This window comes from Streptomyces sp. NPDC060194, assembly GCF_042728285.1.
Lineage (GTDB): Bacteria > Actinomycetota > Actinomycetes > Streptomycetales > Streptomycetaceae > Streptomyces.
Map to the genome: position 1 here is coordinate 18,007 of NZ_JBHWZH010000018.1, position 18,614 is coordinate 36,620.

Genomic DNA, 18,614 nt, shown 5'->3' on the forward strand with positions numbered 1-18,614 from the left:
GTAGGCCGTACTCCCGGGTTCAGGGGGCGGTGGGCCTGGCGAGGACCAGTTCGCGTTCCACCAGGGCGGGATCGGCCTCCGTCGGAAGCGTCACGCCCGACGCCACGAAGCCCAGCCGGCGGTAGGCGCCCGCGGCGCGCGCGTTGGACTCGTGGACGTGGAGGCGGACGCGGGTGATGGCCGGGTCGGACCACGCCCAGGCCACCGCAGCGGAGACGAGCGCGTCGAGGACGCCGGTCCCGCGGTGCTCGGGCCGGAGGTAGACGCCGACGAGCTGCGCCTGGCGCCGCTCGACGCGGTGGCCGAAGAAGTCGTCGCGGCCGGCCTCCTCGACCAGGACGGTGACCGAGCCGACCCAGGAGCCGTCGCCGTCCTCGGCCACGAACTGGCGGGCGCCGGTGCCGTGGGACGCGCCCTCGGCCCGCTGCCGGTAGAAGTCGTCGGGCCGCGCGGCGGCCTCCTCGTACGTCTCCAGGAACGCGATCGGGGCCGCCGGGTCGCGCAGCGCGAGCAGCCGCAGCGCCTTGACCTCGCGCCACTCCTCGGCGCGGACGGGACGGACGGTGGGACGGGTGACGGGTGGCATGGCACCGCACCCTACGCGCCCGGCATCCCCGATACCACCGCGTTTCCGCACGTCAGCCCGGACATGGCGGTCCGCAGGCCCGGCGGCCTCGTGTGCCGGCCACGGGTGCGGGGGTGCCGCCCTGCGTCAGGCCTCGTACATCTCCGCCCGCACCCGGTGCAGCCATGCCGTGACCGGCCCCTCGTCCGGGTGGTCCGGGAGCACGCTGCGGGTCGAGGCGAAGGCGTCCTCGAACTCGCGCAGGAGCGGCAGCGCGGCCGCCGGGTCCGCGGCGGCCTCCTCGCCGAAGCGGTGGTAGGCGGCGGGGTCGTCGACGCGGACGTGCAGCGTGCCGGTGGCGTACAGCTGGAACCCCTGGTGGCAGAGGCGGCGCAGATGGCGGGCGTGCTTGGCCGTGCGCTTGCGGGTGTCGGCGCTGAAGGAGCCGTCACCGCGGGCGGCGAGCCGCCTGAACTGCTGTGTGGCGTAACCGAGATAGGCGTCGCGCACCCGCGGGGCGCACAGCAGTGACGAGCGCAGGCCGATCAGCTCCTCGCCGAGCGGCGTGCGGACCTCGTACAGCTCGTCGGGCAGCCAGACCAGCTCCATGACCGTCGGGTTCCCGCTCAGGGCGAGGCGCGCCCACTTCGCCGCCTCGTGCAGCGTGCGGTCCGGGGCCGTCGTCACGTACGTCGGCTTCGGCGCGTGCAGACCGTGGAACGCGCGGGTGGGCGCGGCGAAGAGACCGAGCCGGTCCACGTCGGAACCGGCATGCGCGAGCCCGTACGCCGTCGAGCCGACCACGCCCGACAGGAGGACGGCCCCCGCGGTGAACTCGCTGCTCATGTGGAGACCTCCCCTGATCCGGGCCCCGATGGGGCTCGCCGACGCCCATGATCCCGACCGTCCGCGACCCTGTCGCCGCATTTTCCTCCCGCCGGACCCCGCCCCGCGCCCCCGCGCCACGCGCCTCCCCCCGCCCCGCTGACCAGCGCCGAGGCGCCCCGCCGGTAGGCTCGGCCCCCATGACCGTCGCCCGCTCCGTCGCCCTCTTCGCCGTCGCCGCCCTCCTCGAGATCGGCGGCGCCTGGCTGGTCTGGCAGGGCATCCGCGAGCACAAGGGCTGGATCTGGATCGGCGCCGGCGTCGTCGCGCTCGGTCTCTACGGCGTCGTCGCCACCCTCCAGTCCGACGACGACTTCGGCCGCATCCTCGCCGCCTACGGCGGAGTCTTCGTCGCCGGCTCCCTCGCCTGGGGCATGGTCGCCGACGGCTACCGCCCCGACCGCTACGACGTCGTCGGCGCCCTGATCTGCCTCACCGGCATGGCCGTCATCATGTACGCCCCCCGCGGCCACTGACGGGTCACGCGGCGCCGGAGCCGTCCGCGCCGGGCGACACCTGCGCGATCCGCAGGGCGAGTTGCAGCTCCAGGGCCCGTTCCGGCTGCTGCCAGCCCGATCCGAGGAGCTGCCCGATGCGGTCGAGGCGCTGGACGACGGTGTTGACGTGGACGTGCAGCCGGTCCTTGGCCCGCGTCTGGTTCATGCCGGCCGCGAAGTACACCCGCAGCGTACCGGTGAGGTCGGTGCCGCGGCGCGCGTCGTAGGCGAGGAGCGGGCCGAGGGTGCGCTGCACGTACCCGTGCAGGTCGGTCTGCTCGCCGAGCAGGACGCCGACGAAGCCGAGGTCGGCGAGTGCGGCCCCCTGGCCGGTGTGGCCGAGCGCGAGCAGCGCGCGCAGGCAGCGTCGCGCCTCCTGGTGGGCGTCGGCGAAGGTCTCGGGGCCGACCGCCGGCCCGGCCGCGCCCACCGTCACCTGGGACGCGAGCGTGTGGCCGAGTTCGTCCGCGATCTCGGCGGCGCAGGGGCTGGGGGTCGCGGACGGGCAGACCAGGACGACCTGTTCGTGGTGCAGTCCGGCCAGCCCTCCGCGGGCGAGGGCGGTCCGCGCGGCGGTCGCGAGGAGCCGCTGCCGGGGCACGGCCCCCGCGTGGAGGACGAAGACGGTGTGCGGGCGGGACAGGTCGACCTTGAGCCGCCGCGCACGGGCCGCGAGGGTGCCGACGTCGACGGCGCGGGAGAGGAGGTCCCCGAGGAGTTCGCCGCGCACCCGGTCCTCGGTCTCCGCGACGGAGCGGCGCAGCAGCAGCAGGAGCGCGGTGACGACGCTGGCCCGTTCGAAGAGCCGCCGGTCGGCGTCGCCGAGGTCGCCGCGGCCGGTGAGGGCGATGCTGCCGAGCAGTTCGTGGCCGGCGAGCACCGCGCACACCCACGTGCCGTCCACCGGCACCGCCCGGCCGCCGACCCGCGAGGCGGCGACGGCCTGAGCGGGCGGCGGTTGGGACTCGGCTCCCGCGCAGGCCAGTTCGACGCCGTCCGCGTCGTGGATCAGGGTCCCGCCCTGGAGGATCGTGCCGATGGCGCTCGCCACGTCGGCGACGTCGCCGCCCCGCAGCACGAGGTCGGTGAGCCGGTCGTGGGCCTCCTCCGCGCGGCGCATCGCGTCGCTGTGCGCCTCGATGGTCCGCGAGGCCGCGTTGAGGTCGACCAGCGCGGTGCGGGTCTCCTCCATCAGCCGGGCGCTGTCGATGGCGATCGCGGCGTGGTCGGCCAGTGAGGAGAGCAGCGCCACCTCGTCCGGGCCGAAGGTGCGCGCCGACCGGTCCGCGGCGTAGAGCACGCCGATGACCTGGGTGCCGAGCCGGAGAGGGACCCCGAGGATGGCCCTCAGGCCCTCCTCGTCGACCGCGTGGTCGATCGTCGAGGTGTGCTTGAACCGCGGGTCGTCGCCGTAGTCGCCGGTGGTGTACGGGCGGGCCGTCGCGGCGACGAGGCCGCCGAGCCCCTCGCCCATCCCCAGCCGCACCTGCTGGAACGCCGCCGAGACGCAGCCGTCGGTGACGCGCATGTACGTGTCGCCCGCCTCCTCGTCGTTGAGCGAGAGGTAGGTGACGTCCGTCCCGAGCAGCAGTTTGGCCCGGTGCACGATCGCCCGGAGCAGCGCGTCGAGGTCGCGGAGTGCGGCGAGGTCGCCGGCGGTGTCGAACAGGGCGGCCAGTTCCGCCTCCCGCCGGCGGTGCTGGCTGAGGGTGCGCCGGATGCGGAGCGCCACCTGGGCGGCCTCCGCCAGTTCGGCCGCCTCCGCCGCCGGGAGGTCCGGGTCGGCGGGCCGGGTGAAGTGCTCCGCGGGGGCCCCCTCGGCGAGCAGGTCGAGCAGCCTGCGCAGCCCCGTCGTCCGCGACGGGCCGCCGGGGCGGGGGGCGGTGGTGGTCATGGGTGCTCTCCCGGGTGCGGCGCGTCCGCCCGCCGCCCCCGCGCCGATACCGGCGGCGGCGGGGGCGACGGGCGGGCGGAGGTCAGTTGTCGGCCGGCACCCGGTCGCGCCCGACGCCCTCGCGGTCGCCGGCCGCCTTCTCGGAGGCCGGGTCCCGCTGTTCGTCCTGGGCCAGGTTACGGCCGAGGGTCTCCTTGGCCACCAGGACGGTGAGGGTCGTGACGAGCACACCGGCGGCGAGGTAGACCGAGATCGGCAGCGACGAGTCGTAGTCCTTCAGGAGTTCGACGGCGATGATCGGCGCGAGCGCCCCGCCGATGATCGACGCGAGCTGCGAGCCCATCGACGCCCCGGAGTAGCGGACCCTGGTGTCGAACATCTCCGAGATGAACGCCGCCTGCGGGCCGTACATGGCGCCGTGCAGCAGCAGACCGACCGTCACGGCCAGCGCGATCACCGGGAACGACTTCGTGTCCAGCATCGCGAAGAAGGCGAACGCCCAGCCGATCATGCCGACGGACCCGATGAGCGTGACGGGCCGGCGGCCTATGCGGTCGGAGAGCGCGCCCCACAGCGGGATGGTGACGAAGTGGACCGCCGAGCCGATCAGCACGGCGTTGAGGCCGTTGCTCTTGGACAGGCCGAGGTGGGTGGTCACGTACACCAGCAGGAACGCGGTGAGGATGTAGTACGAGATGTTCTCGCCGAGCCGGGTGCCGATCGCGGTGAGGACGCCGCGCCCGTTGGTGCGCAGGACCTCGGTCACCGGCGCCTCCTGCTTGACCCCCGCGGCCTCCCGCGCGGCTGCCTTGGCCTGCGCCTCCAGGAAGACCGGGGACTCCGAGACCGACACGCGGATCCACAGGCCGACGACCACCAGCAGGCCCGACAGCAGGAACGGGATGCGCCAGCCCCAGGCGAGGAACGCCTCGTCGGACTGGAACGCGGCGAGCAGCGCGAGCACACCGGTCGCGAGCAGGTTGCCGCCGGGCGCGCCGGCCTGCGGCCAGGACGCCCAGAAGCCGCGGTTCTTCTCGTCCCCGTGCTCGGAGACGATCAGCACGGCGCCGCCCCACTCGCCGCCGAGCGCGAAGCCCTGGATCACCCGGAGCAGGGTGAGGAGGATCGGCGCACCGACGCCGATCGTGGCGTGGGTCGGCAGCAGGCCCATGGCGAAGGTGGCGCCGCCCATCATCAGCAGGCTGATGACCAGCAGCTTCTTCCGGCCGACCTTGTCGCCGAAGTGCCCGAAGACGACCCCGCCGAGCGGCCGGGCCAGGAAGCCGATGGCGTAGGTGAGGAACGCCAGCAGGGTGCCCACCAGCGGCTCGCTGCTGGGGAAGAACAGCTCGTTGAAGACGAGTGCGGCGGCGGAGCCGTAGAGGAAGAAGTCGTACCACTCGATGGTGGTGCCGATGAGGCTCGCGCTGATGACGCGCGCGATCCCGGTACGGGGCGGCTGGTCTGCCGTGATCGGGCTGGTTGCCATGACGGGTCCACTTCTGGGCGGGGACGGTGCGGGGACGGGGGGTGCGACGTGGGGGAGTTCTACGGGAGGGGCCGTGGGACGGGTGCAGGTCGTGACGGCCCGGGGTCGCGTCGGTGCGCGGGCCGGAACGCCCGGGCCCGCGGCCGCGGGGCGGAGGGTGGTCGGACGGCGGTCAGGCCGCCGTCCAGCCGCCGTCCACGGGCACGGAGGCACCGGAGATGTAGCCGGTGTGAGGGCCGCAGAGCCAGAGCGCCACCCCCGCGACCTCCTCCGGCGCGATCATGCGCTTGATGGCGGAGCGTCCGAGCATCACCTCGGTGACGACCTCGTCCGGCTCGATGCCGTGGGCCGCCGCCTGGGCGGCGATCTGCCGCTCCACCAGCGGGGTGCGCACGTACCCGGGGTTGACGCAGTTGCTCGTGACCCCGTGCGGTGCGCCTTCGAGGGCGGCGACCTTGCTCAGCCCCTCCAGGGCGTGCTTGGCCGTCACGTAACCGGCCTTGAACGCGCTGGCGCGCAGCCCGTGCACGCTGGAGACGTTGACGATCCGGCCCCAGCCGCGGGCCGTCATGTGCGGCAGGGACTGCCGGATGAGCAGGAACGGCGCCTGCACCATGACGCGCTGGATGAGGTCGAACCGCTCCGGCGGGAACTCCGCCAGCGGGGCGACGTGCTGCAGTCCGGCGTTGTTGACCAGGATGTCGACGTCGGTGGGGAGTTCGGCGACGAGGTCGGCCCTGGCCAGGTCCACGACGTGGGCCCGGCCGCCGATCTCCTCGGCGACGCCCTTCGCCGACTCCGCGTCGACGTCCACCACGTGGACGTACGCGCCGGCGGCGGCGAACGCCTGGGCGCAGGCCCGTCCGATGCCGCTGCCGGCGCCGGTCACCAGGGCGGTGCGGCCCGTCAGGTCGACGCCGGAGGCCGCGTCGGGCGGGGGAGTGAATCCGCTTGTCATGGCCGGAAGCATGCGGGACGGCAGGACGGCGCTGACATGGGTGGGACCGCCACAGTCGCGACCGCGGTCATGGTGGACGCCACTACTGCCGCGGGCTCCCGCCCGTGCGGGGCGGGGAGTGCGTGCGGGGCCCCGGAGCCGCACGCGCCGCGCCCGCGACCCTCGGGAAGGGTGCGGGCGCGAAGGGTGAGCCGCAGACCTCGTCGGCTGACGGTGTGTCAGGGGCAGCCGCCGTCGGCGAGGACGTAGTAGCCCGCAGGCGACTCCTTCAGGGTGTGGGTGACGAACGTGTTGTACAGCCCGAGGTTCTGGTTCGAGCCCTTGGCGTAGGTGTAGCCGCCCGTCGTGGTCGCCCTCCCGGCCTGCACATGGGCGTAGTTGCTCGCCGTCCAGCACGTCGCGGCGGTGCCGCCCGTCGTGGTGGCGGTGACGCCCGCCGAGCGCGCGCCCTCGGCCCCCGCGGAGTCGCGGGCCGCGACGGTGTAGGTGTACGCCGTGCCCGCGGTGCGTCCGGTGTCGGTGAACGGGGGAGCGGCGGGGGTGGCGACGCGCACCCCGTCCCGGTACACGGCGTAGGACGCCGCGCCGTCCACCGCGTCCCACCCCAGGGTCACCGCGGAGTCGGTCACGCCGGACGCCCGGAGGCCGGCCGGGGCGGGGAGCCCGCCGGGGTCGGGTGCGGACGACCCGTCGAGGCCGAAGAAGCCGGTGATCCAGTAGCTGGAGCAGATCGACGCGATGAAGTTCGCCGTCCCCGTCGCCCCGCACTGCTGGGGGCCGCTGCCCGGTGCCACGGGTGTGCCGTGCCCGATGGACGGCACCCGGTTCACCTCGACGGCGACGCTCCCGTCGGCGGCGAGGTACTGCTCCCTGCGGGTGTTCCCGGGGGTGAGCGTCGAGGTGCGGTCGGGGCTCTGGCCCAGGCCGTGGACGGCCGTCCACTGGTCGCGCAGTTCGGTGGCGTTGCGGGGGACGACGGTGGGGTCGTCGTCGCCGTGCCACACGGCGACCCTCGGCGACGGCCCGGTGTGGCCGGGGTGGGCGTCCCGTACGGACTGCGCCCAGGCGGCCGGTGTGCGGTCGACGCCGGGGTTCATGCAGGTGAAGGCCGCCCCGACGTCGCCCGCGCAGGCGTAGGGGATGCCGGCGACGACGGCGCCGGCCCGGAAGACCTCCGGGTAGGTCGCCAGCATCACCGAGGTCATGGCGCCGCCGGCCGAGAGCCCGGTGACGAACGCGCGCTGCGGGTCGGCCCCGTAGGCGGAGGACGCGTGGGACACCATCTGGCGGATCGAGGCGGCCTCGCCCTGCCCGCGCCGGTTGTCCGACGGCTGGAAGAAGTTGAAGCACTTGTTGCCGTTGTTGGCGGTGGTGGTCTCGGGGAACACCAGCAGGAACCCGTGCCGGTCGGCGAACTTCGCCAGCCCGGAGTTGTCGGCGTAGATCTGCGCGCTCTGCGTGCAGCCGTGCAGGGCGAGCACCACGGGCGGCGACGCGGGCAGCCCGGCGGGCCGGTACACGTACATGTTCAGCGCGCCGGGGTTGGCCCCGAAGGAGGTGACCCGCTGCAGGGTGACGGCGGCCTCCGCGGGCGGCGCGGGCGGCAGCAGCGCGGCTCCCGCCGCCAGGACCGCGACGGCCGCGATCCGGCCGAGCGCGCGGCGGATACGGCCCGGGCGCGGGCCCCGGGGGCGGTCGGCCGGCTCCGGCCTCGGACAGGTTCGTTCATGCGACAGCACGGCGGCTCCCTCAACGGGTGGCGCGCGGTCGACGCCGACCGCGCGACCCCGGATCCGCGACGGAGCGCCGCGACCGTGACGACCGCGTCGGCCTGCGCCGGGGCGCCGGGGTGCCGCAACCGTAGGAGGCGGTTCCGCCTCGCGGTCATGGTGCTGTCCCCCACAGCGCGCGCGGCGGGCTGTGGGCGCCGACCCGTTGTGCGGGCGCCGCGACGCTGCTACCGCCGCCCGCCCGCGGGCGGTCTTCCGGGGCTCCCCTCCTCGGGACGGCTCCCCGACGAGGTTCTCCTCTGCCCACGGCCACGCCCACATCCACGGCTTCGGCTCCGCGCCGGGGCGGGCACCGGCGCCCCCGCTCTCGTCGCCCGTCGGGTCTCAGGCCGCCGCCACCAGATCCGCGGCGACCGCCAACTCGGCACCGGTCGCGGCGCGGACGTCGTCGACCCGCACCCCCGGCGCGGTCTCGCGCAGGACGAGGCCGGCGGGCGTCACGTCGATCACCGCGAGGTCCGTGACCACGCGGTCGACGACCCCCCGCCCGGTCAGCGGCAGCGTGCACTCCGGGACCAGCTTGGGGCTGCCGTCGCGGGCGGTGTGCTCCATCAGCACGATCACCCGCCGCGCGCCGTGCACCAGGTCCATGGCCCCGCCCATGCCCTTGACCATCTTGCCCGGGATCATCCAGTTGGCCAGGTCGCCCCCGACCGACACCTGCATCGCCCCGAGGACGGCGACGTCGATGTGCCCCCCGCGGATCATCCCGAAGGACAGCGCGGAGTCGAAGTACGCCGCACCGGGCACGACGGTCACCGTCTCCTTGCCCGCGTTGATCAGGTCCGCGTCGACCTCGTCCTCGTACGGGTACGGGCCGACGCCCAGCACCCCGTTCTCCGAGTGCAGCACGACCTCGACGCCCGGCGGCAGGAAGTTGGGGATCAGGGTGGGCAGGCCGATGCCGAGGTTGACGTAGGAGCCGTCCGGCAGCTCCCGGGCGGCCCGGGCCGCCATCTGCTCGCGGGTCAACGCCATCTCAGACCGCCTCCCTCTCGCGCGACCGCACGGTGCGCCGCTCGATCCACTTCTCCGCCGCCGGGCCGTCCGCGGCGGCCACCACCACCCGCTGCACGAACACGCCCGGCAGGTGGACCCGGTCGGGGGCGATCTCCCCCGGCTCGACCAGCCGTTCCACCTCGGCCACCGTGACCCGCCCGGCCATCGCCGCCAGCGGGTTGAAGTTGCGGGCCGAGGCGTCGAAGACCAGGTTGCCGTGCCGGTCGCCGAGCGCGGCCCGGACGAGGGCGAAGTCCGTGCTGATGCCCGCCTCCAGGACGTGGTCCCGCCCGGCGAAGGACCGGACCTCCTTGGGGGGCGAGGCGACGGCCACGCCCCCGTGGGCGTCGTGGCGCCACGGCAGCCCGCCGTCCGCGATCTGCGTGCCCACCCCGGCGGGGGTGTAGAAGCCGGGGATCCCCGCCCCGCCGGCCCGCAGCCGCTCCGCGAGCGTTCCCTGCGGGACCAGCTCGACCTCCAGCTCACCGTTCAGGTACTGCCGCGCGAACTCCTTGTTCTCGCCCACGTACGAGCTGGTCATGCGGGCGATCCGGCCCTCGCGGAGCAGCAGGCCGAGACCCCGGTCGTCCACGCCGCAGTTGTTGGACACCAGGCGCAGCCCCCCGACGCCCCGCCTGCGCAGCGCCTCGATCAGCACGCCCGGGATCCCGCACAGTCCGAAGCCGCCGACCGCGATCGACGCCCCTTCCCCGATGTCCCCGACCGCCTCGACGGCGTCGTCGACCACCTTGTCCAGCCCCACGCGCTTTCCTTCCACCGATGTCGCCTCAGCGCCGCGGTGGTGACCCCCACCACCGCGGCGGGCACTCCCGTGCGGCCCGGAGCCGTGCGAGCGCCTGGCAGCGAGCCTAGGAACCGCGCCGAGCGCGACACGATGGTGGACGGCCACACAACAACGGGGCGGAACATGTGGGCAGGTCGGCGCCGGCGCGCCGACCGCCCCGGCGATTCACGGGTCGCCGTCCTCGGCTAGGGGGCCCGCTCCCGACGACCGATACCCTCGGCATCAGCACGGTGTGACGGGCCGGAAACGTCATCCCCGGCCGGCGTCGACCGGGCCGACCGCCGCCCCCGCCCGGAACGTCCGCCGGTAGGCGTCCGGCGGGACGCCCACCGTGCGGTTGAAGTGGCGGCGCAACGTCGTCGCCGTGCCCATGCCCGTCGCGGCGGCGACCGCGTCGACGGTGTCGTCGGTGGTCTCCAGCAACTCCTGCGCGTGGCGGATGCGTTGGACGAGGAGCCACTGCAGCGGGGTCGTGCCCGTCACCGCGCGGAACTGGCGGCCGAGGTGGCGGGAGCTCATCCGCGCCTCCCGCGCCAGGTCCTCGACGGTGAGCGGCTGGTCGAGCCGCCGCAGCACCCACGGGAGCAGCTCGGCGAGCGGGTGCCGGGCCGGCTCCGGCAGGGGAGTGGTGACGAACTGCGCCTGGCCGCCGTCCCGGTGGGGCGGCACGACGAGCCGCCGGGCGAGCGTGTTGGCGACGGAGGAACCGTGGTCGAGCCGCACCAGGTGCAGGCACAGGTCCATCGCCGCCGCCTTCCCGGCCGAGGTCAGCACCCGGTCGTCGTCGACGTAGAGCACGTCCGGGTCGACCGTCACCGCCGGGAACCGCGCGGCCAGGTCGGCGGTGTGGCCCCAGTGCGTGGTCGCCCGCCGGCCGTCGAGCAGGCCTGCCGCCGCGAGCACGAACGCCCCCGTGCACAGCGACGCGATCCGCGCCCCCGCCCCGTACGCCGCGCGCAACGCGTCGAGCAGCGCGGGCGGCGGGGGCACGTCGACGTCGGCCCAGCCGGGCACGATCACCGTGTCCGCGTGGGGGAGTTGCTCGAAACCGTGGTCCGGGTCGAGACGGAACCGGTCGACCCGTACGGGCCCGGGGCCGCACAGCGACAACTCGTACCAGGGATCGACCTTCCCGGTCATGCCCGGGCCGAACACCTCGCACGCCAGGCCCAGTTCGAAGTGCAGCATGCCGTCGGTGACGGCCAGTGCGACAGAGGTCATGTCCGGAAGTGTATGGGGCACGGCGTTCCGGACACTCACCGCGAGGGGCCGGGCCCCGGCAGGATCTTCCCCAGCAGCACACCACGGCGCACACACACCGCGCGGACCTGCGGGAACCGCGCACACACCAGGGGAGAGAACCATGGCAGCGACGCAGAGGGTGACGGTGTTCGGCGCGTACGGCCACACCGGACGGTTCGTGGTCGCCGAGCTCCTGGCACGCGGATTCGTCCCCGTCCTCTCCGGCCGCGACGCCGAGAAGCTGAAGGCGCAGGCGTACGGCACCGACCTCGCCGTCCGGCCCGCGTCCGTCGACGACCCCGCCGCCCTCGACCGCGCGCTCGACGGCTCGGCTGCGGTCGTCAACTGCGCGGGACCGTTCGCGACCACCGCCGCCCCCGTCGTCGAGGCCGCGCTGCGGGCCGGCATCCCGTACCTGGACGTCGCCGCCGAGATCGAGGCCAACGCCGACACCTTCGCCCACTTCGCCGACCGGGCCCGCGAGGCCGGCGCCGTGGTCGTCCCCGCCATGGCCTTCTTCGGCGGCCTCGGCGACCTGCTCGCCACCGCCGCGCTGGGGGAGTGGACCGCCGCCGACGAGGCCCACGTCGCCTACGGCCTCAGCAGCTGGCACCCCACCGCCGGCACCCGCGTCGCCGGCGCGGTCTCCCGCGAGCGCCGCGACGGCGGCCGGGTCCGCTTCACAGCCGGCCGCCTGGAGTACGTCCGCGGCGAACTGCCCACCCAGGACTGGGACTTCCCCGCACCCCTGGGCCGCCGCCCCGTCCTCGGCGAGTTCACCATGGCCGACGTCGTCACCCTCCCGAGCCACCTCGACATCCCCGAGGTCCGCACCTACATGTCCGCCGAGGCCGCCCGCGACCTCGCCGCCGCCGACACCCCCGCGCCCGTCGCCGCGGACGCCGCCGGCCGCTCCGACCAGACCTTCGTCGTCGACGTCCGCGTCCGCGCCGGCGCCGCCGAACGCCGCGCCGTCGCCCGCGGCCAGGACATCTACGCCGTCACCGCGCCGCTCGTCGTCGAGGCCCTCACCCGCGTCCTCGACGGCCGCACCCGCGCCGTCGGCGTCGTCTCCGCCGGCGAGGTCTTCGACGCCGCCGACTTCCTCCGGGCGCTCGCCCCGCACGTGACTGTCGAACTCCCCGCCCCGTGACCGATGAGTTCTCCCGGGCGCGGCGGTCTGTAAGGGCAGTTGGGGCGCCGCCGAAGGACCGGTACGGTCCGATCGTGACGGCGCCACCGCCGAAGCACCGACCACGGGAAACGAGGAACCGCACATGCGTACTCTCATCAGCTCCGCCTTCGTCTCGCTCGACGGCGTCGTCGAGGCACCCGGCGGCGAGGAGGGCTACCGCAACTCCGGCTGGACCTTCAAGGACGTCGACTTCGTCCCGGAGGCCTACGAGATCAAGGCGCGCGAGCAGGAGGAGGCCGAGGCGGTGCTCCTCGGCCGGGTGAGCTACGAGGCGTTCAGCCCGGTGTGGCCGGGGATGGCGGACTTCGCGCGCTACAAGGAGCTCCCGAAGTACGTCGTCTCCACCACGCTCACCGACGGCGACCTGGTGACCGACTGGGGCGACATCACCATCCTGCGCTCGCTCGACGAGGTCGCCGCGCTGAAGGAGACCGACGGCGGGCCGATCATCATGCACGGCAGCGCGGCGCTGAACCACGCGCTGTCCGACGCGGGCCTGATCGACCGCTACCACCTGGTCGTCTTCCCGCTGCTCCTCGGCGCGGGAAAGCGCCTGTTCAGCACGTCGGACAAGGACACCCAGAAGCTGAAGCTCGTCGAGCACGAGGTGTTCTCCAACGGTCTGCAGAAGCAGATCCTGGACGTCGTCCGCTGATTATCGGCATCTGCGCGGATTCCGCCATCGGACGGCATCCGCGCAGGTGAGGCGAGCGCGACGCGCCTCCACGGATTCCTCCCGGCCGAATCGAGAGTTCCGGTCCGCGGCGATACGGTGAAATCGGGCGGGGTTTTCCCACCACGCCCACGATTCCCCAGCCGTCCGATTCCCAGGAGGAGCGATGACCAACCCCGAGCAGGACCCGAACGAGCACGAGGGCCCCGCGGACGGCGGCGCGGCGGGCACGCCCGGCGTGCACGACGGCGGAGCGGACGGCGGTGCCGACGGCGGCGCCGAGGGTCCCGCGGACGGTGGCGCGGCGGGCACTCCGGGCGCCCACGACGGCGGTGCGGACGGCGGCGCGGAGGGCCCGGCGGACGGTGGCGCGTCCGGTACGCCCGGCGTCCATGACGGTGGAGCCGACGGCGGCGCGGACGGTGGAGCCGACGGCGGCGCGGAGGGCCCGGCGGACGGTGGCGCGTCCGGTACGCCCGGCGTGCACGACGGCGGTGCGGACGGCGGCGCCTCTTGAGCGGGGCCACCCGCACCGACCTCCGGGATCCCGGCGCCCCGACCGGCGCCGGGGTCCCGGAGGCCGCCCCGGCCTGCCTGCCGCGCCTCACCGACCTGCCCCCCGACGCGTTCGCCCGCGACGTCTGGTCGCGCACCGCACTGCTCACCCCGTCCCGAGGGGACGACTTCGCCGACCTCTTCTCCGCCGCCGCCGTCGACGAGCTGGTCTCGCGCCGGGGCCTGCGCACCCCCTTCCTGCGCGTCGCCAAGAACGGCGCCACGCTGCCGGAGTCGTCGTTCACCGCCCCCGCCGGCGTCGGCGCGACCGTCGCCGACCAGCTCGACGACACCGCGCTCTGGCGGCACTTCGCCGACGGCGCCACCCTCGTCCTCCAGGCGCTGCACCGCACCTGGGAACCGGTCGCGGACCTCTGCGCCGGGCTGAGCACGGAGCTCGGCCACCCGGTGCAGGCCAACGCCTACGTCACCCCGCCGCAGAACCGCGGCTTCGACGACCACTACGACGTCCACGACGTCTTCGTCCTGCAGGTCACCGGCACCAAACGGTGGATCGTCCACGAACCCGTCCTCGTCGACCCCCTGCGCGACCAGCCGTGGACCGACCGGCGCGACGCGGTCACCGAGGCGGCCGGCCGCGCACCGTTCCTCGACACCGTGCTCACCCCCGGCGACGTCCTCTACCTCCCGCGCGGCTGGCTCCACGCGGCGGAGGCGCAGGGCGAGGTCTCCGTTCACCTCACCCTCGGCGTCCACGCCTGGACGCGCCACGAGCTGGCCGAGCAGCTGGCCCGCACCGCGCTCGCCTCGCTGCGGGAGGACCCGCGGATGCGGGGGTCGCTGCCGCTGGGCGTCTCCGACGGCGCGCTCGCCGCGGACGTCGCGCTCGTCCGCGAGCACCTCGCCGTCGCGCTCGCCAAGGCGGACCCCGCGCCCCGCTTCCACCGTGCGCGCCGGGCGCAGGGGCGGCCCGCGGCCCTCGGCCCCCTCACCCAGCTCGCCGCCCTCCGCGGGCTCGCCCCCTCCTCCTCCGTCCGCCTCCGCGCCGGCCTCGAACCCCGACTCGACGGCCCGCGCCTCCACACCCGCGTCGGCTGGCTCGACCTCGCCCCCTCCGAGCTGCGCGCGGTCGCCCGCCTGCTCGACGGCGGCCCCCACACCGCCGCCGACCTCGGCCTCACCCTGACCGAACGCCTCCTGCGATCGGGCGTCGCCGTCCCCGCGCTCCCGTGAGGCCGATGTCGGGGTACCGGGCTGCGGGCAGGCCGTTCCGCAGGGCGAGCGGGGTCGCCCTGCGATGAACCGCTTCCTGTGCGCCGACGCAGCCCGCACCCGCGGCGACTCCCTCACCGGCACCGCCCCCTACGGCACCGCCTGGGTCCTCGTCGAGTACAACCGCGCCTGGCCCCCGAACGGCTTCGACGGCCTGGACCTCCACCCCGCGACGAAGGCCCGCGTGTACGCCGCCGCCCAGGCCGTCCGCGCCCGCATCCTCCTCGTACGGCGGTACGGCCGCCGCCGGCCGGACGCCCCCGCCCGCTGGGCCGTCCTGCGCCATGACCCCACCGGCGCACACCACCAGCGCTGGGGGACATGGGCCCGCGACGAGGACCTGACCCGCATCGCCGACGCCCTCGAAGTCCCGCCGCCCGCAGCCGAGTTCGGTGACACCGACCGTCCCCCCGTCCTCCTCGTCTGCACCCACGGCCTCCACGACACCTGCTGCGCCGTCCGCGGCCGCCCCGTCGCCCGCGCCCTCGCCGACCGCTGGCCGGACCTCGTCTGGGAGTGCTCCCACGTCGGCGGCGACCGCTTCGCCGCGAACGTCGTCGTCGTCCCCGACGGCGTGTACTACGGCAACCTCGACCCCGACTCCGCGATCCCCACCCTCACCACCCACCTCTCCGACCGCATCGCCCCCACCCACCTGCGCGGCTACACCGACCTCTTCCCGCCCCAGCAGACCGCCGTCGCCGCCCTCCTGACCCACCTCGGCCCCGCCCCCCGCCACGCCTGGACCGTCACCCACTCCACCCGCCACCCCGACCACTGGATCGTCCGCGCCACGTACCGCACGACCTACACCGTCGAAATCCGCGCCCACCGCACCCCGATGCGGCAACTGACGTGCCACGGCCCCTCATCCACCTCGGCCTTCGTCTACGAGGCGACCTCGATCGAACCGGGCTGAGCCCGTACGGGCGGTACCCGACTCCGTCCGGGCCGTATCCGACTCCGTCCGAGCCGGCAGAAAATCCCAGCCCGGCCGGCGTCTGAGGCCACCGGCCGGAGGCCGGTACCCGCGGCGGAGCCGCGAACCCCCGCGTTGCCGGCCGCCCAAGGCCCATGTCTCGCCCACCACGGGGCACACGCCCGAGGGACCGGGCGGGAGCGCACCCCCGGGCCGCAGACAGCGAACCGCGCAGAAACGGGGGACCCCCCAGATGGCAACCGCACTTCCGGACGGCTCCACAGCCACGGAGGCCACCGTCGCCCTCCCGAGCAGCGGCCCGGCCGCCGCGCCCGCGAAGGCCGCCCCCCGGAGGCTCCCGGCCGCCCTCACCCTCGCCGCGTTCGCCGCAGCCCGCATCGCCACCTCCGCGGTCCGCCTCGCCGCCCTGATGGTCGGCTTCGGCCTCCTCATCACCGGCCCCGCCGACACCTCGTGGCCGCTCACCGAGGAGGACGACCTCAACCAGTCCTTCGAGCGCATGCGCACCGCGACCGGCAACACGGTGTCGGCCGCGCTGTCCACCGCGGCCGACACGCAGACCGTCATCGCGATCACCGCGCTGGTGTGCCTCGGTCTCCTGGTGATCCCCCGCGTCGCCCGCCGCCGCGACGCCGCGTTCCTCGCCGCCTCCGTCGCCGTCCAGTCCGCCGTGTTCCTCGTCATCACGATGGCCGTCGAGCGCCAGCGGCCGGACGTGGAACGGCTGGACGACTCCCCGCCCACGTCCAGCTTCACCTCCGGGCACACCGGCGCGGCCACCGCGCTCTACGTCGGTCTCGCGTTCCTCGTCCTCTCCCGGGTCCGCGCACCCTGGCGCCGGATCGTCGCGGGGCTCCTGCTGGTCATCCCGGTGCTCGTGGCGGTGTCCCGGCTGTACCGGGGCATGCACCACCCCACCGACGTGGTGTTCGGCGCCGCGAACGGCATCCTGGCACTCCTCCTCGTCGGCCGCGCGGTCCTGACCGACACCGGCAACCCGGCGCGCGGCCGCACCCCCGTCGAACCCCTCACCACGGGCCTGCCGACCGGCCCCACCACCGTCGTCCACAACCCCACCGTCACCGACACCGCCACCCTCGACAGCCTCCGCCGCGTCCTCACCGAACACGGCCGCCACGACGTGGAGTTCGTCCCCACCACCGCCGACGACACCGGCGGCGGCCAGGCGTCGGCCGCCGCCCGCGCGGGCGCCACCCTGGTCGTCGTCTGCGGCGGCGACGGCACCGTACGCGCCGTGGCCGACGCACTCGCCGGCACGGGCGTACCGCTCGCCGTCGTCCCCTGCGGCACCGGGAACCTGCTCGCCCGCAACCTCGGCCTCCCGCTCACCCCCGCGAAGGCGCTGCGGGCCGCCCTCGACGGCGCCCCGCGCCCGCTCGACCTCGGCTGGGTCGAGGGCGAACACCTGCCCGGCACCCACTTCACCGCGATGGCCGGCGCCGGCCTCGACGCGGCGATGCTCGACCGCACCGACGACCGCGCCAAGTCGGCCCTCGGCTGGCCCGCCTACGTCCTCGCCGGCCTGCGCGAACTGCGCTCGCCCAGCATGCGGGTGACGATCCGCCTCGACGACGCCCCCGCCCTGCGCCGCACCGCCCGCATGGTTCTCGTCGCCAACATCGGCACCGTCCAGGGCGGCATGTCCGTCGTCCCCGCAGCCGCACCCGACGACGGGCTCCTCGACGTCGCCGTCTACGACCCCCGCGGCGCGGACGGCTGGCTGCGCGTCGTCGGCGCGCTGCTGCGCGGGCCGCGACGGGCGCCCGAACCGGCCTCCGCACAGCACCTCGACGACACCGAGCGCGTCGCCGGCGGCCGCCCGGTGGAGTACTTCACCTGCCGCCGCGCCGAGTTGACCTTCGCCGTGCCCCAGCCCTGCGAGCTCGACGGCGACACCGCGCCCCCCGGACGACGCCTCCTCGCCGAGATCCGCCCCGCCGCACTGACCGTCCTGCTCCCGAGGAACGCCTGATGCGCCCCACCGCCCCGCCCGCCCCCGACCCCCGTCCCGCCGAACGCCCGCGGTGCGCCACCGATATCGCCCCCGCACCCGCCCTCCTGCCCGGGAGCGCCCGATGAACAGCCTGACCACCCGCCTCCGCGGCCTCCGCCGGTCCGACCGCCGCTTCGGCATGCGCCTGATGGGCTCCGCCCTCGTCGCGGCGGCCGCCGCCGTCCCCTTCGGGCTCGTGCTCGTCCTGGTCAAGGGCCAGTGGAGCCCCCTGCGACGCCTCGACGCCGAGGCCGCGGACGACCTGCACCGCACCGCGCTCGCCCACCCCGGCTGGACCGAGACGCTCCGCTTCCTCTCCGACCGGGTCTGGGACCCCACCACCCTGCGGATCACCGTCGCGCTCCTGGTGATCTGGCTGCTGTGGCGCCGCGCCTGGCGGCTCGCCGCGTGGTCCGCGGTGACGGCGATCGCGGGCGGGCTGATCGGCCTGCTCGTCAAGACGGTCGTGGAACGCGCCCGGCCGTCCCTGGAGGACCCCGTCGCCGTCGCCCCCGGCTTCTCGTTCCCCTCCGGGCACACCATGACCGCCACCACCTCCTTCGCGATCCTCCTCCTGGTCCTCCTGCCGCTGGTCCCGCGCCGTCTGCGCCCCGTCTTCTGGGCGGTGGCCGTGGTCTCCGTCGTCGGCGTCGGCTTCACCCGGGTCGCGCTCGGCGTCCACTGGTTCAGCGACGTCCTCGGCGGCTGGCTCCTCGGCGCTGCGGTCGTCGCCGCGACGGCCTGGGCCTTCGAGGCCTGGCGCACGGACACGGGCCGCGGGCACGCGCCCGTGACCGAGGGCCTGGAGCCGGAGCTCACCACCCCGTCCCCGGAGTCCCCCTCGCACGACCTGGACCACCGCCCGGCCTGAGGTTTGCGC

General features: G+C 75.1%; 17 protein-coding genes. 8 read left to right on the forward strand and 9 right to left on the reverse strand.

Features of this window, described 5'->3' with window-relative positions; all coding sequences use genetic code 11:
* Nucleotides 1-19: 19 nt before the first annotated feature.
* Nucleotides 20-586: a GNAT family N-acetyltransferase gene (locus tag ACFWEG_RS06155; protein WP_387209734.1), complete on the reverse strand. Its 567-nt coding sequence runs from the start codon at nt 584-586 to the stop codon at nt 20-22.
* A 126-nt stretch (nt 587-712) separates the two neighbouring features.
* Nucleotides 713-1,411 carry a DNA polymerase beta superfamily protein gene (locus tag ACFWEG_RS06160; protein ID WP_387209736.1) on the reverse strand — a complete coding sequence of 233 codons (699 nt, stop codon included), beginning with the start codon at nt 1,409-1,411 and terminating at the stop codon, nt 713-715.
* Between the two features lie 179 nt (nt 1,412-1,590).
* On the opposite strand from ACFWEG_RS06160, the gene ACFWEG_RS06165 reads away from it, so the two are divergent.
* Entirely contained in the window at nt 1,591-1,926 is a 336-nt protein-coding gene (locus ACFWEG_RS06165; protein WP_387209738.1) for a YnfA family protein, read from the forward strand.
* Nucleotides 1,927-1,930: 4 nt separating this feature from the next.
* Here the strand turns inward: ACFWEG_RS06165 and ACFWEG_RS06170 are convergent, their stop codons facing one another.
* The 7 genes from ACFWEG_RS06170 to ACFWEG_RS06200 all read right to left on the reverse strand — a co-directional run bounded on the left by ACFWEG_RS06170 (nt 1,931) and on the right by ACFWEG_RS06200 (nt 11,103).
* Entirely contained in the window at nt 1,931-3,841 is a 1,911-nt protein-coding gene (locus tag ACFWEG_RS06170; RefSeq protein WP_387209740.1) for a helix-turn-helix domain-containing protein, read from the reverse strand.
* A gap of 82 nt (nt 3,842-3,923) precedes the next feature.
* Nucleotides 3,924-5,330, reverse strand: coding sequence for an MFS transporter (locus ACFWEG_RS06175; protein ID WP_387209742.1), 1,407 nt, complete (start codon nt 5,328-5,330; stop codon nt 3,924-3,926).
* A 172-nt stretch (nt 5,331-5,502) separates the two neighbouring features.
* Entirely contained in the window at nt 5,503-6,288 is a 786-nt protein-coding gene (locus tag ACFWEG_RS06180; RefSeq protein ID WP_387209744.1) for a 3-hydroxybutyrate dehydrogenase, read from the reverse strand.
* Nucleotides 6,289-6,506: 218 nt separating this feature from the next.
* On the reverse strand, nt 6,507-8,027 hold the full coding sequence (locus ACFWEG_RS06185; protein WP_387209746.1) for a PHB depolymerase family esterase: 1,521 nt from the start codon (nt 8,025-8,027) through the stop codon (nt 6,507-6,509).
* Between the two features lie 375 nt (nt 8,028-8,402).
* A complete protein-coding gene (locus tag ACFWEG_RS06190) occupies nt 8,403-9,056 on the reverse strand; it encodes a CoA transferase subunit B (protein ID WP_387209748.1) in 654 nt (217 codons plus the stop codon).
* Nucleotide 9,057: 1 nt separating this feature from the next.
* Nucleotides 9,058-9,840, reverse strand: a complete 783-nt coding sequence (locus ACFWEG_RS06195) for a CoA transferase subunit A (RefSeq protein ID WP_387209750.1) — start codon at nt 9,838-9,840, stop codon at nt 9,058-9,060.
* A gap of 291 nt (nt 9,841-10,131) precedes the next feature.
* Nucleotides 10,132-11,103 (reverse strand): helix-turn-helix domain-containing protein, encoded by a 972-nt coding sequence (locus ACFWEG_RS06200; protein WP_387209752.1) that lies wholly within the window; start codon nt 11,101-11,103, stop codon nt 10,132-10,134.
* 142 nt (nt 11,104-11,245) lie between these two features.
* Here ACFWEG_RS06200 and ACFWEG_RS06205 point away from each other — a divergent pair, with 142 nt between their 5' ends.
* From ACFWEG_RS06205 to ACFWEG_RS06235, 7 genes are all read left to right on the forward strand, one after another.
* Nucleotides 11,246-12,277, forward strand: a complete 1,032-nt coding sequence (locus ACFWEG_RS06205) for a saccharopine dehydrogenase family protein (protein WP_387209754.1) — start codon at nt 11,246-11,248, stop codon at nt 12,275-12,277.
* A gap of 124 nt (nt 12,278-12,401) precedes the next feature.
* Nucleotides 12,402-12,974, forward strand: coding sequence for a dihydrofolate reductase family protein (locus ACFWEG_RS06210; protein WP_387209756.1), 573 nt, complete (start codon nt 12,402-12,404; stop codon nt 12,972-12,974).
* Between the two features lie 184 nt (nt 12,975-13,158).
* Nucleotides 13,159-13,509, forward strand: a complete 351-nt coding sequence (locus ACFWEG_RS06215) for a BatC protein (RefSeq protein WP_387209758.1) — start codon at nt 13,159-13,161, stop codon at nt 13,507-13,509.
* Nucleotides 13,506-14,741, forward strand: a complete 1,236-nt coding sequence (locus ACFWEG_RS06220; protein WP_387209760.1) for a cupin domain-containing protein — start codon at nt 13,506-13,508, stop codon at nt 14,739-14,741. The genes ACFWEG_RS06215 and ACFWEG_RS06220 overlap by 4 nt, the downstream gene beginning before the upstream one ends.
* 64 nt (nt 14,742-14,805) lie before the next feature.
* Nucleotides 14,806-15,699: a sucrase ferredoxin gene (locus ACFWEG_RS06225; protein WP_387209762.1), complete on the forward strand. Its 894-nt coding sequence runs from the start codon at nt 14,806-14,808 to the stop codon at nt 15,697-15,699.
* Nucleotides 15,700-15,952: 253 nt separating this feature from the next.
* Nucleotides 15,953-17,713 (forward strand): diacylglycerol kinase family protein, encoded by a 1,761-nt coding sequence (locus tag ACFWEG_RS06230; RefSeq protein ID WP_387209764.1) that lies wholly within the window; start codon nt 15,953-15,955, stop codon nt 17,711-17,713.
* 103 nt (nt 17,714-17,816) lie between these two features.
* Nucleotides 17,817-18,605, forward strand: a complete 789-nt coding sequence (locus ACFWEG_RS06235) for a phosphatase PAP2 family protein (RefSeq protein ID WP_387209766.1) — start codon at nt 17,817-17,819, stop codon at nt 18,603-18,605.
* Nucleotides 18,606-18,614 lie beyond the last annotated feature (9 nt).

Excerpts from the sequence above, each read along its gene's own strand:
- ACFWEG_RS06190 (WP_387209748.1), bottom strand. The coding sequence starts at position 9,056 with ATGGCGTTGACCCGCGAGCAGATGGCGGCCCGGGCCGCCCGGGAGCTG.
- ACFWEG_RS06170 (WP_387209740.1), bottom strand. The coding sequence starts at position 3,841 with ATGACCACCACCGCCCCCCGCCCCGGCGGCCCGTCGCGGACGACGGGG.
- ACFWEG_RS06230 (WP_387209764.1), top strand. The coding sequence starts at position 15,953 with ATGGCAACCGCACTTCCGGACGGCTCCACAGCCACGGAGGCCACCGTC.
- ACFWEG_RS06225 (WP_387209762.1), top strand. The coding sequence starts at position 14,806 with ATGAACCGCTTCCTGTGCGCCGACGCAGCCCGCACCCGCGGCGACTCC.
- ACFWEG_RS06165 (WP_387209738.1), top strand. The coding sequence starts at position 1,591 with ATGACCGTCGCCCGCTCCGTCGCCCTCTTCGCCGTCGCCGCCCTCCTC.
- ACFWEG_RS06205 (WP_387209754.1), top strand. The coding sequence starts at position 11,246 with ATGGCAGCGACGCAGAGGGTGACGGTGTTCGGCGCGTACGGCCACACC.
- ACFWEG_RS06155 (WP_387209734.1), bottom strand. The coding sequence starts at position 586 with ATGCCACCCGTCACCCGTCCCACCGTCCGTCCCGTCCGCGCCGAGGAG.
- ACFWEG_RS06200 (WP_387209752.1), bottom strand. The coding sequence starts at position 11,103 with ATGACCTCTGTCGCACTGGCCGTCACCGACGGCATGCTGCACTTCGAA.
- ACFWEG_RS06215 (WP_387209758.1), top strand. The coding sequence starts at position 13,159 with ATGACCAACCCCGAGCAGGACCCGAACGAGCACGAGGGCCCCGCGGAC.
- ACFWEG_RS06180 (WP_387209744.1), bottom strand. The coding sequence starts at position 6,288 with ATGACAAGCGGATTCACTCCCCCGCCCGACGCGGCCTCCGGCGTCGAC.
- ACFWEG_RS06210 (WP_387209756.1), top strand. The coding sequence starts at position 12,402 with ATGCGTACTCTCATCAGCTCCGCCTTCGTCTCGCTCGACGGCGTCGTC.
- ACFWEG_RS06175 (WP_387209742.1), bottom strand. The coding sequence starts at position 5,330 with ATGGCAACCAGCCCGATCACGGCAGACCAGCCGCCCCGTACCGGGATC.
- ACFWEG_RS06235 (WP_387209766.1), top strand. The coding sequence starts at position 17,817 with ATGAACAGCCTGACCACCCGCCTCCGCGGCCTCCGCCGGTCCGACCGC.
- ACFWEG_RS06160 (WP_387209736.1), bottom strand. The coding sequence starts at position 1,411 with ATGAGCAGCGAGTTCACCGCGGGGGCCGTCCTCCTGTCGGGCGTGGTC.